The sequence below is a fragment of the Mycobacterium sp. NGS49 genome (assembly GCF_059812565.1).
In genome coordinates this window covers 185,283-198,981 of the sequence record NZ_JCALCX010000011.1, presented here as the reverse complement: position 1 = coordinate 198,981, position 13,699 = coordinate 185,283, and the positions used below count along the sequence as shown (strand labels likewise).

Genomic DNA, 13,699 nt, shown 5'->3' with positions numbered 1-13,699 from the left:
CACCGCCGCGACTCGCATAAAGTCGACGCATGCGGTCGTGGTCTTCTCCGCCGGTCCCGGCGTTGCCCGGACGCGGCCCCGAACTGCGGCTGTATGACACCGCCGACCGGCAGATCCGTCCGGTCGCCCCCGGCGACAAGGCCACGATGTACGTCTGCGGCATCACGCCCTATGACGCAACGCATCTCGGTCACGCGGCCACTTACCTGACGTTCGATCTGATCTACCGCTTGTGGCTGGACCTCGGTCATGACGTGCATTACGTGCAGAACGTCACCGACGTCGATGATCCGCTGTTCGAACGCGCCGAGCGCGACGGAGTCGACTGGCGTGAGCTGGCCGACCAAGAGGTCGCCTTGTTCCGGGAGGACATGGCCGCGCTGCGGGTGCTGCCCCCGCACGACTATGTCGGGGCCACCGAGGCGGTCCCGGAAATGGTCGAGCTCGTGGAGAAGATGGTCGCTGCGGGGGCCGCGTACGTCGTCGAGGGGGAATATCCGGACGTCTATTACCGGGCCGACGCCACCCTGCAGTTCGGCTATGAATCGGGCTACGACCGGGACACCATGCTGAACCTGTTCGAACAGCGCGGTGGTGACCCGCGCCGGCCGGGAAAGACCGACGAACTCGACGCGCTGCTGTGGCGCGTCAACCGGCCGGGGGAGCCCAGTTGGCCCTCGCCGTTCGGGCCCGGCCGACCCGGTTGGCATGTCGAATGCGCCGCCATCGCGCTCAGCCGTATCGGCAGCGAACTCGACATTCAAGGTGGCGGCAGCGACCTGATCTTCCCGCACCACGAGTTCACCGCCGCACACGCCGAATGCGTCAGTGGCGAAAGGAGATTCGCCCGCCACTACGTACACGCCGGGATGATCGGCTGGGACGGCCACAAGATGTCCAAGAGCCGGGGAAATCTGGTGCTGGTATCACAACTGCGGGCCCAGGGCGTGGATCCGTCGGCGGTGCGGCTCGGTCTGCTCGCCGGCCACTACCGGGCCGACCGCTCCTGGAGCCGGCAAGTGCTGGACGAGGCGCACACCCGCCTCAACCGCTGGCGCAGCGCCACCGCCCTGCCCGCCGCTCCGGATGCCGCCGACGTCCTGGCTCGTGTCCGCCGCTATCTGGCCGACGATCTCGACACCCCGAAAGCCCTTGCCGCGCTGGATGGTTGGACGACGGACGCGCTCGAGTACGGCGGCCACGACGAGGCCGCGCCGAAGGCGGTGGCGACCGCGGTCGACGCACTACTGGGGGTCGGCCTCTAGCCCTGCGGTGGTACCTTTTCGGCCATGACATCGGTGCAGGACAAAGTCGTCTTCATTACCGGCGCCGGGCGTGGCATCGGTGCCGAAGTCGCCCGTCGGCTGCACAACAAGGGCGCGAAGCTGGTCTTGACCGATCTGGGCGAAGCCGAGCTCACCTCGATCGCGGCCGAACTCGGCGTCCAGGGCTCCCAAGGCCGGGTGCTGACCGTCGTAGCCGACGTGCGCGACCTTTCGGCCATGCAGGCCGCCGCCGACCAGGCCGTGCGGAAGTTCGGCGGCATCGATGTGGTGGTGGCCAACGCCGGCATCGCCAGCTACGGTTCGGTGCTCACCGTCGACCCGGAGGCGGCCAAGCGAGTGATCGACGTCAACCTGATGGGTGTCTTCTACACCGTGCGCGCCACCCTTCCCTCGATCATCGACCGCCGCGGCTACGTGCTGATCGTGTCCTCGCTGGCCGCCTACGCCGCCGCTCCCGGGATGGTTCCGTACGACATGTCCAAGGCCGGCAACGAACACCTGGCCCACGCGCTGCGGTTGGAGGTCTCGCACCTGGGCGTGGCCGTCGGGTCGGCCCACATGTCCTGGGTCGACACCGCCCTGGTCCGCGACACCAAGGGCGACCTGCCGGCGTTCGGTGAGATGCTGTCCAGACTTCCTCCGCCGATCAACAGGACCACGTCGATCAACAAATGCGCCGCGGCGTTCGTCAAGGGCATCGAGGGACGCAAGACCCGGGTGTACTGCCCCAGTTGGGTGGCGGCGATGCGATGGCTCAAGCCGGTGTTGTCGACCCGGATCGGTGAGGCCCAGATCCTCAAGACCGCGGCCGAAGTGATGCCCAAGATGGACGCCCAGGTCCTCGCGCTCGGCCGCTCCACCAGCGCATACACCCAGGAGCTGGAGAAGTCGTAACCGAGAAACAGGTGACGCCGTGAAAGTGATCGTTTGCGGCGCGGGCATTGCCGGGCTGGCCACCGCAGAGCGGATGTCATCGCTCGGGGCCGAAGTGGTGCTGCTCGAACGGGCGCCCGGGCCCCGCGCGCAGGGCTACATGATCGACTTCTTCGGGCCCGGCTACGACGCGGCGGAGGCGATCGGGGTGCTGCCGGCGATCCGTGACGTCGGCTACAACTTCGACGAGGCCAGCCTCGTCGACGACCAGGGCCGCCGTCGCGCCGCGGTGTCCTACGTCAAGATCGACAGGGCACTGCGCGGCCGGTTGTGCAGTGTGATGCGCCCCGACCTGGAAGAGGTCCTACGGAACAACCTGCCCGATACCGTCGAGCCGCGATATGGTGCCGCGGTCACCGGTGTCGCCAATCACGACGACGGTGTGACGGTGACGCTGGACGGCGGGCAGACGCTGGACGCCGATCTGCTGGTTGGTGCCGACGGAGTCCACTCGACCGTGCGCGCACAGGTGTTCGGCGCGGAAGCGCAGTATCTGCGCTATCTCGGATTCCACACCGCCGCATTCGTTTTCGACGCGCCAGGGATCCGCGACGCGGCCGGCGACAATGTCGTCCTCACCGACACGGTCGATCGGCAGATCGGCTTCTACACCCTGCGCAACGGCAAGGTGGCCGTCTTCGCGGTGCACCGCGCGGCGGATCGGCAACTCCCGGAGGACACCCGGGCAGCGATACAGGCAAGTTACGCCGATATGGGCTGGGTGGTGCCCGAGGCATTGCAGCGTTGCCCACCGTCAGAAGAGATCTACTACGACCAGGTCGCCCAGATCGTCATGCCGCGCTGGAGCAGCAACCGGGTCGTCCTGGTCGGTGACGCCTGCTCGGCGGTCTCCCTGCTGGCCGGACAGGGCGCCTCCCTGGCCGTCGGCGCGGCGTACGTCCTGGCCGAGCAGCTTCGCCGGACGTCATCGGTGGACCGGGCGCTGGATTTCTACGAGCGGCTGTGGCGCCCAGAGGTCGAGGAGAAGCAGAAAGCGGGGCGCGAGGCCGCCAATCGGTTCCTGCCGTCGTCGCCGTTTCAGCTGTGGGCACGCCGTACCGCGCTGCGGCTGACGTGGATTCCAGCGGTCAATCGGCGCATCACCGCGGCGGTGGTCGGCCCACCCTCCCCGGTGATCGCCATGCTGCGCCAGGGCAGCGAGGCGTCGGAAGCCGCGACCTAGACGGCCTTGCGGGCCCCGCTACAGTCCGAATCCCGGGCGGCGGCGCCGCAGATAACGTTCGAACTCCGCGGCCAGCGCGTCGCCGTCGATCTTTCCCAGCGCCTCGTTGACATCCACCGCCGCGTCGCCGTGCTGCTCGAGCGACTGCACGTACTCGGCCAGCTCCTCGTCCTCGGCGGCCATCTCCGTGATCTCCTGCTCCCACGCCTCGGCCTGGGCCGGCAGGTCACCGAGTGGCACCTCGACATCCAGCACTTCCTCGACGCGCCGCAACAGCGCCACCGTCGCCTTCGGGTTGGGCGGATGCGACACATAGTGCGGCACCGCCGCCCAGAAGGTCACCGCGGGGATGCCGGCGGCCACGCACGCGTACTGGAACACCCCGGCGATGCCGGTCGGGCCCTCATAACGCGTCTCCTCCAGGCCGAACAGTCGCGCCGACTCCGATGAGTAGGCCGCACCGGAAACCGGCACCGGCCGGGTGTGCGGCGTGTCGGCCAATAGCGCGCCCAGGATGACCACGGTGTCGACGTTGAGCTTGTCGATGACAGCGAGGAGCTCATCGCAGAAGGTGCGCCAGCGCATGTTCGGCTCCACCCCGTGCATCAAGACGACGTCGCGGTCACTGTCGGGCGGACGGCAGTGCGAGATCCGCATCGCCGGCCACTCCAACTCCCGCGTGACGCCGTCTACCTGGCGGATCACGGGCCGATTGACCTGATAGTCGTAATAGGCCTCGTCGTCGATCTCGACGATGGGCAGCGCATCCCAGATCGCGGCCAGGTGCGTCACCGCGTCACTGGCTGCATCACCGGCGTCGTTCCAGCCCTCGAAAGCAGCCACCACGACGGTGTTGTGCAGCTTGGGCAGCTTGTTGTCGTCACCCGGCCCACGATCCGGCAAAGTCACCCCGTAAGCCTACGGCGTGCTCCCGCCTCCTCGTCGAGATGGCCGCGGCGGTCGTGCTCGGGCCCCAGACCGCGACCGCGGTGGCACTGTCGACGAGTATTCGGCATAGGTTCGCCGGCATTCTGGTTAACCTGGATAACCAAGACATTGCCGACACGATCCGCGAGCCGGCGCGCAACGGCGCCGCGATCGGCAAACGGATCGGATCGGGCTGGGCGTCCAGACGTCGAATGAAGACGTAAACTTGTTCGGTCGAGAGGCGTTGCAACGGCTCTCCGGTCTTCAAGCCGGTAGCCGCCACGCTCGGCAGATCTAAGGACGCCTTCCGCTATGGAAGGACTGTGTGTGAACGCCTCTGAGACAGACTTTGAACCGAACATCCGCCCGGATTGCACCGATGCACTGACGGCAGCTCTACGTGAGCGGATCATGGTGATCGACGGCGCGATGGGCACGGCGATCCAGCGGGACCGGCCGGACGAGGCCGGCTACCGCGGCGAGCGGTTCAAGGACTGGCCGAGCGATCTTGTCGGCAACAACGACCTGCTCACCCTGACGCAGCCGCAGATCATCGAGGGGATCCACCGCGAGTACCTCGAGGCGGGCGCGGACATCCTGGAGACCAACACCTTCAACGCGAACGCGGTCTCGCTCTCCGACTACGGCATGGCGGAGCTGAGCTACGAGCTGAACTACGCCGGCGCCGCCCTGGCCCGCAAGGCCTGCGACGAATTCAGCACCCCGGACAAGCCCCGCTACGTCGCCGGCGCCCTCGGGCCGACGACCCGGACCGCGTCGATTTCGCCGGACGTCAACGACCCCGGAGCCCGCAATGTCTCCTACGACCAGCTGGTCGCCGCCTATCTGGATGCGGCGAACGGCCTGGTCGACGGCGGAGCCGACCTCATCATCATCGAGACGATCTTCGATTCGCTGAACGCCAAGGCGGCCGTCTTCGCCGTCGAGACGCTGTTCGAGGAACGCGGACGCCGCTGGCCGGTGATCATCTCGGGCACCATCACCGACGCCTCCGGTCGGACATTGTCCGGTCAGGTCACCGAAGCATTCTGGAACGCGATCAGGCACGCGAAACCGATCGCCGTCGGCCTCAACTGCGCCCTGGGAGCGCCGGAGATGAGGCCCTACATCGCCGAGATGGCGCGCATCGCGGACACCTTCGTCTCCTGTTACCCGAACGCCGGCCTGCCCAACGCCTTCGGCGAGTACGACGAGTCTCCGCAGCGTCAGGCCGGCTACATCGCCGAATTCGCCGAGGCCGGTCTGGTCAACCTGGTCGGTGGGTGCTGCGGGACGGCGCCGCCGCACATCGCCGAGATCGCCAAGGTCGTCGAGGGCAAACCGCCGCGCGACCTGCCCGAGATCCCGGTGGCCACCAGGCTCTCGGGCCTGGAGCCGCTGAACATCACCGACGACTCGCTGTTCGTGAACATCGGTGAGCGCACCAACATCACCGGCTCCGCCCGGTTCCGCAACCTGATCAAGGCCGAGGACTACGACACCGCCCTGTCGGTCGCGCTGCAGCAGGTCGAGGTCGGTGCACAGGTCATCGACATCAACATGGACGAGGGCATGATCGACGGCGTCGCCGCGATGGACCGGTTCACCAAGCTCATCGCGGCCGAGCCCGACATCAGCCGCGTCCCGGTGATGATCGACTCGTCCAAGTGGGAGGTCATCGAGGCGGGCCTGAAGAACGTGCAGGGCAAGCCGATCGTCAACTCGATCTCCATGAAGGAGGGCGAGGAGAAGTTCATCCGGGAGGCACGGCTGTGCCGCAAATACGGCGCCGCCGTCGTCGTGATGGCCTTTGACGAGCAGGGACAGGCCGACAACTTGGAGCGCCGCAAGGAGATCTGCGGGCGCGCCTACCGGATCCTGACCGAACAGGTCGGCTTCCCGGCCGAGGACATCATCTTCGACCCGAACTGCTTCGCGCTGGCGACCGGTATCGAGGAGCACGCGACCTACGGGATCGACTTCATCGAAGCCTGCGCCTGGATCAAGGAGAACCTGCCCGGTGTCCACATCTCCGGCGGCATCTCCAACGTGTCGTTCTCCTTCCGGGGCAACAACCCGGTCCGCGAGGCGATCCACTCGGTGTTCCTGTTCCACGCCATCAAGGCCGGCCTGGACATGGGCATCGTCAACGCGGGTGCGCTGGTGCCCTACGACTCGATCGACGCCGAGCTACGTGACCGCATCGAGGACGTCGTCCTGAACCGTCGCGAGGACGCGGCCGAAAGGCTGCTGGAGATCGCTGAACGGTTCAACAGCAAGGGCGAGACCTCTGCTGACCCAACCGCGGCGGAATGGCGGAGCCTGCCGGTCCGCGAGCGGATCACCCACGCGCTGGTCAAGGGCATCGACGCGCATGTCGATGCCGACACCGAGGAACTGCGGGCCGAGATCGCCGCCGCGGGCGGCCGTCCGATCGAGGTTATCGAGGGTCCGCTGATGGACGGCATGAACGTCGTCGGCGATCTCTTCGGGGCGGGCAAGATGTTCCTGCCGCAGGTCGTGAAGTCGGCCCGGGTGATGAAGAAGGCGGTCGCCTACCTATTGCCGTTCATCGAGGCCGAGAAGGCGGAGACTGGCGCGACTGACTCGAAGGACACCAACGGCACCATCATCATGGCGACCGTGAAGGGGGACGTCCACGACATCGGCAAGAACATCGTCGGAGTCGTGTTGCAGTGCAACAACTTCGAGGTGATCGATCTCGGTGTGATGGTGCCCGCCGACAAGATTCTGGCCGCGGCCGAGGAGTACGACGCCGACATCATCGGGCTGTCCGGACTGATCACCCCGTCGCTGGACGAGATGGTGAACTTCGCCGTCGAGATGGAACGCAGGGGGCTGGAAATTCCGCTGCTGATCGGTGGCGCGACCACCTCGCGCGCTCACACGGCCGTGAAGGTGGCGCCGCGCCGTACCGGCCCCGTGGTCTGGGTCAAGGACGCTTCCCGCTCGGTGCCGGTCGCCGCGGCGCTCCTCGACGACAAGCAAAGGCCGGGCCTGCTGGAGGCCACCGCGAAGGACTACGCGTCGCTGCGCGAACGGCACGCCCAGAAGAACGAGCGGCCGATGCTGACGCTGGAGAAGGCCCGCGCCAACCGGACACCGATCGAGTGGGAAGGCTACAGCCCGCCGGTGCCGGCGCAGGGCGTCGGCGTAAAGGAGTTCCTGGACTACGACATCGCGGAGTTGCGCGAGTACATCGACTGGCAGCCGTTCTTCAACGCCTGGGAGATGAAGGGCAGGTTCCCCGACATCCTCAACAACCCGGCCTCGGGAGAGGCTGCCCGCAAGCTGTACGAGGACGCACAGGAGATGCTCGACACCCTGATCAAGGAGAAGTGGCTGACTGCCAACGGGGTGATCGGGTTCTTCCCGGCCAACGCCGTCGGGGACGACATCGAGGTCTACACCGACGAGACCCGCACCGAGGTGCTGACCACGTTGCACAACCTGCGCCAGCAGGGCGAGCACCGGCCCGGCATCCCGAACCGGTCACTCGGCGACTACATCGCGCCCAAGGACACCGGACTCGCGGACTACGTCGGCGCCTTCGCCGTCACCGCCGGGCTCGGCAGCGGTGACAAGATCGTGGAGTTCAAGGCAGCCCACGACGACTACAACGCGATCCTGCTGGAGTCGATCGCCGACCGGCTGGCGGAAGCCTTCGCCGAACGCATGCACCAGCGGGTCCGCAAGGAGTTCTGGGGGTTCCAGCCGGACGAGCAGCTGGACAACGAGGCTCTCATCGGCGAGAAGTACGTGGGTATTCGTCCCGCCCCCGGCTACCCGGCCTGCCCGGAGCACACCGAGAAGGCGACGCTTTGGGAGCTGATGGACGTCCAGCAGCGGACCGGCATCGAGCTGACCGAGTCGATGGCGATGTGGCCCGGTGCTGCGGTCAGCGGCTGGTACTTCTCGCACCCGCAGTCGCAATACTTCGTGGTCGGCCGGATAGCCCAGGACCAGGTTGCCGACTATGCAAGGCGCAAGGGCTGGACTATGCAGGAAGCCGAGCGCTGGCTCGCCCCCAACCTCGGCTACAACCCGGAGGACTGAGCCCACGACCCCGGGGCTGTCGAGGACTACTTCAAGCGCGGCTATCGGGTTGGCTGCGCCGCCCGCCCGGACCTCGAAGATGGCGCCACAATGGAGCTGCTCGAGCCGGACCGCATCGTTGTGGCGCTGTTCCAGGAGTTGGACGCGCCACCTGTCGACGGATGCGTTCGTGCTGCACCACCCCGACCATGTGGCTTAACCGTTGGGTCCGGCGAACTCGACCGACGCTGCTAGCGAACACGAGCCGGGCTGGCGACCATGGTGGACTTGGCGGTCTTTCCGCCAGCTAGATCGCTATAGTTGAGTACCTCGCCACGGCGCGATTTGTTGGGCGGTACGTCCGAGGAGGCGTGATGCTGGCAAACTTCACTACGTTACCGCCGGAAATCAATTCGGCGTTGATGCTCAGCGGTGCGGGTTCAGGTCCGTTGCTGGCGGTGGCGGCGGCTTGGGATGGGCTTTCTGCCGAACTGGATTCGGCGGCGTCGTCGTTCCATGCGGTGACGTCGTCGTTGGGCAGTGCTGCCTGGCGGGGTCCGGCATCGGCGGCCATGACCGCGGTTGCGGCGCCCTACGCGAGGTGGCTGGACGCGGCAGCGCTGCGGGCTGCCGGTGCGGCTGGGCAGGCCAAGGCTGTCGTGGGTGTGTTTGAGGCGGCGCGCACGGCGATGGTGCAGCCGATCGCGTTGGCGGCCAACCGTTCTCAGTTCGTGTCATTGGTGTTGACGAATCTGTTCGGGCAGAACGCTCCGGCGATCGCCGCGACGGAAGGCCTCTATGAACAGATGTGGGCCCAGGACGTGGCCGCGATGTTCGGCTATCACTCCGGAGCCGCCGCCGCAGTCGCCCAGCTGACATCGTGGCAGCAGTCCCTGCAGAGTCTGAATGACATTTCAGCCAACTTTGGCGTCGGCAACAAGGGCAACGCCAACGTCGGCAATGGAAACATCGGTGACCAAAACGCTGGCAACGGAAACCGCGGCAGTTCCAACGTCGGCAGCGGCAATACCGGCAACTCCAACGTCGGCGGCGGAAACCTCGGCAACGGCAACGTGGGTGGCGGTAATCGGGGCGACTCGAATATCGGTGGTGGCAACGTCGGTGTCGGCAATGTGGGTGGCGGCAACAGCGGCAACCTTAACTTTGGCGTCGGCAACGACGGCAATGGCAACGTCGGTGGCGGGAACAAGGGCGACGGGAACATCGGCTTCGGAAACGTCGGTCCGACGAACACGGGCGCCCACGACAACATCGGCAGCGCAAACACCGGCAATTTCAACCGGGGGTCGGGCAATACCGGTGACGGCAACTGGGGTTTTGGTAACAGCGGCAACGGCAACATCGGGTTCGGCAACAGCGGCAACAACAACATCGGCATTGGCCTCACCGGCAATAACCAGATCGGTATCGGCGGGCTGAACACCGGTAGCGGCAACATCGGGTTCGGTAACTCCGGTAACAACAACATCGGCTTCTTCAACTCCGGCAGCCACAACGTCGGCGTCTTCAACTCGGGCTTTGCCAATGTCGGCTTCGAGGTCTCGGGGACGAACAATACGGGCTTCCAAACCACCGGCGGCACCATCACCGGCGCGTGGAATACCGGCCTGAACACCACTGGCTTTGGAAACACTGGCAGCGAAGCCACGGGGGCATTCAACTCGGGCCGGTTCACCACCGGGTTCTTCAACTCGGCCAATGTGAACACCGGAATGTTCAACTCGGATCGCTTTAACACTGGCTTTTTTAATTCGGGTGAAGGCAATACCGGCATTTTCAATGCCGGCGCTCGGAACACCGGGTTCGGCAATGCCGGCGATATCAACACCGGTGGCTTCAACTCCGGCAACCTCAATACCGCTATCGGAAGTGCGGGCAACGGTCCCGGCCTCAGTTCCGGCTTCGGAAATGCCGGGCTCGGCACCTCGGGCTTCTTCAACCAGGGCGATGAATCCTCGGGCTTCACCAACGCCGGCGACAAGTCGTCCGGCGCGCGCAACCTCGGTGCCGGGGGTTCGGGCTTCAACAACTTCGGCTTCGAAGGGTCGGGCTTCCAGAACTCAGCCGATCGCAGCTCCGGCTTCTTCAATACCCTCAATAACGGCGTCGGCTTCCAGAACTCGGGTTTTTTCAACACTGGCATCCGTAACTCGGGTGTCGGAAACGCGAGCAGCTTCCCGCCCGATTTCGGCGGGCACTCCGGCTTCTTCCACCGATAGCGAGTGGTCCCATCCGGAGATCGGCCCGAAGCGCTTAGCGGCAGCGGACCGGCAGGTGCCGGGGTCCGCGAATGACGCGAGAAGGAAAGTAGTCGACCGCGCCCGCCACCGTAAGGCGGGGGAAGCGCTCGTAGAGTGCGCGCAGCGCAATCGTCCCCTCCATCCGGGCCAGGCTGGCGCCGAGGCAGTAGTGCACGCCGGCGGCGAAGGACAGATGCTCGTGGGAGTTGGGTCTGGCGATGTCGAACGCGTTCGGTTCGGTGAACACCGCCGGATCCCGATTGGCCGCCGCGAGCAGGGTGACGACTGGGGTCCCTGGGCTTAGCTCGTGATCGGCCAGCATCGTTGTCTCCCGCGCCAGGCGGACGCTGTATTGCGCGGGCGCCTGCAGTCGTAAGGTCTCCTCGACCACCCGGCCCGCGCAATCGAGATCCGCCGTGAATGCCGCGCGCTGCGCAGGGTTGTCGGACAGGGCGACGACGGCATTGCCGATGATGTTGGAGGTGGTGACGAAGCCGCCGATCAGCAGCGCCTGGCAGGTCGCCAGCAGCTGTACCTCGCTCAGTTGACCCGAGTCGATGATCATGCTGATCAAATCCTCACCCGGGTGCCGGGTTCGATCGACGACGACGGCGGCGAAGTACTCGGTCATCTCCGCAAGCAGAATATGGGTGCGACGCCGGTCATGCAGCCCGCGCGCCCCATCGATCGTGGCAGCGAAATCGACACCCCACCGTGCGAACAGGCGGTGATCCTGCGGGGGCAAGCCGAGAATCTCGGAAATCACTCTGCTCGGCACCTGAATCGCGAACTCGTCGATCAGGTCGAACGGTTGGTTGCGGTCCAGCCTATCTAACTGTCGGTCGACCAGCTCTTCGATGAACACCCGTCGCGCGCGCATGGCTTCCGGGCTGAAGTGCGGTGCGACGACTTTTCGTAGCATGGTGTGTTGCGGCGGATCGGCGGCCGCCAGTGAGTCGTCGAGCGGATGCACCAGTAGACCGCTCTGTTGCCAGGGCAGCGGTGTCAGATTCAATCGCACCGTCGACGTCGGTGCGGCGACGAATCGTTCATCACGAAGTACATGACGGCACACCGTGTGCGACGCGGTCATGCACAGACCACTTCGGCCGCGAACGAGCTCGCCCTCTTCCCGTATCCGCTCGTATCGCGCGTAGCCCGCGATGCCGCGCGGCATCCCCAACACACGGGCAATGGGATCGCCGAGTGCGGCCGAGGTGACGAGCCGCAGTCGCGATCGGTAGAGCCGCAGGATCGCCGACGGCTCGGTCAACGGGGGTGCCCCGGCACGTCCCGGGCCGGCTTGAGCTTGGGTGCCCGGACGATGTTCTTCTCGAGCAGCTCGCTTCGGATGCGCTCGCGCAGAACGTATTTCTTGATCTTGGTACCTGACATCGGCCAATCCTGGACGAACCGGACGTACCGAGGTATCCGGTATGTGGCGATGTTGCCCAGACAGAAGTCGATGATCTCCTGTTCTGTCGCCGTCGCTCCAGATTTCAGCTCGAGGTACGCGGCCGGGACTTCGACGTAGTAGTCGTCGGGTGCGGCGACGACCGCGGCTATGTGCACCGCGGGATGGCGTAGCAGGAAACCTTCGACCTCGGCCGCGGACACATTCTCGCCACCAACCTTCAGCATGTCTTTGAGCCTGCTGACAAAGGTGATCCGGCCTTCGTCGTCCATGACGGCCACATCACCGGTGTGAAACCACCCGTGGTCGTCGAATGACCGGGCGGTGAGTTCTGGGTCGTGCAGATAGCCGTCAAAGCAGTTCGGGCCGCGGAAAAGCAGCTCGCCCTCGGTACCGGCCGGGACGTCATGGCCGGTCTGCGGGTCCACGACACGGCATTGCATGCCCGGCAGCGGGTGGCCGCCGGTCGTTATGCGCTGCTCCAGCGTGTCGGTCAGGTGGTTCAAAGCCAGGAAGCCGGCGCACTCCGTCATTCCGAAGCAGGAGACCTGTACCGCAGTGGGTAACCGGCGCGCCATGTCCCGGAGCCGTTCCGGCACACCCACCGCCATGACAAGCCGTAGTGTCGACAGGTCTCGCAGGCCGAAGTCGGGCTGGTTCAACACGGGAAGCCAGATGGTCTCGAAGCCGGGCAGGGCGACGGTGCAGCGTTGGGTTTCCAAGTGGTCAAGCGCGGTGTCGGCACGGAAGAAGCCCACATGACAGCAGCAGCAGCCCGCATAGATGCAGGTGATCACGAATGTGATGCCGCCGACGTGGAACAGGGGCAGCGCGTTCCACACCCGATCGTCCCCGGTGAGAAGGAACCTCGAGTCTGCGGTGCCTGCGGCCGCCCGAATGAAAGCCTCGTGGCTGATCATCGCCCCTTTGGGGGTTGCCGACGTTCCGGAGGTGTAAATCACCATCGCGGTGTCGCGCACCCCGACCATCTCTTGGCGCCGGCGCACCGACTGCGCCTCAATTCGATCCCCCTGGGCATGAAAGTCTTTCTCCGACAGAATTTCCGGTGACGACTCGACGGCACCGAGCAACACCGTCTGCTGGAGGGCAGTCACGACGCCCGGCGATGCCGTCAAGGCGGGTAGCTGGGCTGGTTCGGTGAACAGCAGGCGCATCCGCGAGTGGGTGATCACCTCGGACAATTCGTAATTCTTGAACCGGGTGTTCATCGGCACCGGCACGGCACCAACCTTCATAGCTGCGAACAGCAGCGCGATGGAATCGGGCGAGTTCGGCAACAGGATGCCGACGGTCTCGCCCGCCTGCACGTCCAAGGCCAGCAGTCCCCGGGCGATCATGTCGGCCCGCGTAGCCAGTTCTGCGTAGCTCACCGTTGCGTCCGGGAAGGCTAAGGCGTCGCGATCAGGGTGCTCGGCCGCTCGTAAGTCCAAGAGATCGCACAGCGTAGTGACGTCGTTGCCCCGACGTCCGTCGACGTCGCTGTGATGTCGCACCACTGCTCCTAAGTCCATCTCGCCCGAAACATGGCCAGGCTATCCAGCGAACCGCGCCAAGTGAAGATTCCACTGTCGTGTCGGGTTGTATTCTGGCCGCGATAGATACATCACACGGCAGAGGA

The 13,699-nt window shown here is 65.6% G+C and carries 9 protein-coding genes and 1 pseudogene; 7 read left to right on the top strand and 3 right to left on the bottom strand.

Features of this window, described 5'->3' with window-relative positions; genetic code table 11:
* Window positions 1-29 precede the first annotated feature (29 nt).
* Genes mshC through AC5Y7D_RS13975 form a run of 3 tightly spaced genes read left to right on the top strand, consistent with a single transcriptional unit; the run spans window position 30 to window position 3,402 of the window.
* Window positions 30-1,265, top strand: coding sequence for a cysteine--1-D-myo-inosityl 2-amino-2-deoxy-alpha-D-glucopyranoside ligase (gene mshC / locus AC5Y7D_RS13985; protein WP_499924782.1), 1,236 nt, complete (start codon window positions 30-32; stop codon window positions 1,263-1,265).
* Between the two features lie 24 nt (window positions 1,266-1,289).
* The gene (locus tag AC5Y7D_RS13980; protein WP_499924780.1) at window positions 1,290-2,180 is read left to right on the top strand and encodes an SDR family oxidoreductase; all 891 of its coding nucleotides are present in this window, start codon (window positions 1,290-1,292) and stop codon (window positions 2,178-2,180) included.
* Between the two features lie 19 nt (window positions 2,181-2,199).
* Window positions 2,200-3,402: an FAD-dependent monooxygenase gene (locus AC5Y7D_RS13975; RefSeq protein WP_499924778.1), complete on the top strand. Its 1,203-nt coding sequence runs from the start codon at window positions 2,200-2,202 to the stop codon at window positions 3,400-3,402.
* An 18-nt stretch (window positions 3,403-3,420) separates the two neighbouring features.
* Here the strand turns inward: AC5Y7D_RS13975 and AC5Y7D_RS13970 are convergent, their stop codons facing one another.
* The gene (locus AC5Y7D_RS13970; protein ID WP_499924819.1) at window positions 3,421-4,305 is read right to left on the bottom strand and encodes a PAC2 family protein; all 885 of its coding nucleotides are present in this window, start codon (window positions 4,303-4,305) and stop codon (window positions 3,421-3,423) included.
* 44 nt (window positions 4,306-4,349) lie between these two features.
* Between AC5Y7D_RS13970 and AC5Y7D_RS13965 the strand changes: the two genes are divergently transcribed.
* From AC5Y7D_RS13965 to AC5Y7D_RS13950, 4 genes and pseudogenes are all read left to right on the top strand, one after another.
* Window positions 4,350-4,553 carry a hypothetical protein gene (locus tag AC5Y7D_RS13965; protein ID WP_499924776.1) on the top strand — a complete coding sequence of 68 codons (204 nt, stop codon included), beginning with the start codon at window positions 4,350-4,352 and terminating at the stop codon, window positions 4,551-4,553.
* A gap of 103 nt (window positions 4,554-4,656) precedes the next feature.
* Window positions 4,657-8,406, top strand: a complete 3,750-nt coding sequence (metH, locus tag AC5Y7D_RS13960; protein ID WP_499924774.1) for a methionine synthase — start codon at window positions 4,657-4,659, stop codon at window positions 8,404-8,406.
* A pseudogene (locus AC5Y7D_RS13955) lies at window positions 8,407-8,605 on the top strand (vitamin B12 dependent-methionine synthase activation domain-containing protein); the annotation flags it as partial.
* Between the two features lie 154 nt (window positions 8,606-8,759).
* On the top strand, window positions 8,760-10,625 hold the full coding sequence (locus tag AC5Y7D_RS13950; protein WP_499924771.1) for a PPE family protein: 1,866 nt from the start codon (window positions 8,760-8,762) through the stop codon (window positions 10,623-10,625).
* Window positions 10,626-10,659: 34 nt separating this feature from the next.
* On the opposite strand, the gene AC5Y7D_RS13945 is transcribed toward AC5Y7D_RS13950, so the two are convergent.
* Together AC5Y7D_RS13945 and AC5Y7D_RS13940 are read right to left on the bottom strand one after the other, a co-directional pair.
* Complete coding sequence (locus tag AC5Y7D_RS13945; protein ID WP_499924769.1) at window positions 10,660-11,919, bottom strand: cytochrome P450; 1,260 nt, start codon at window positions 11,917-11,919, stop codon at window positions 10,660-10,662.
* The gene (locus AC5Y7D_RS13940; RefSeq protein WP_499924767.1) at window positions 11,916-13,574 is read right to left on the bottom strand and encodes a class I adenylate-forming enzyme family protein; all 1,659 of its coding nucleotides are present in this window, start codon (window positions 13,572-13,574) and stop codon (window positions 11,916-11,918) included. Before AC5Y7D_RS13940 ends, AC5Y7D_RS13945 begins: the two co-directional genes overlap by 4 nt.
* Window positions 13,575-13,699 lie beyond the last annotated feature (125 nt).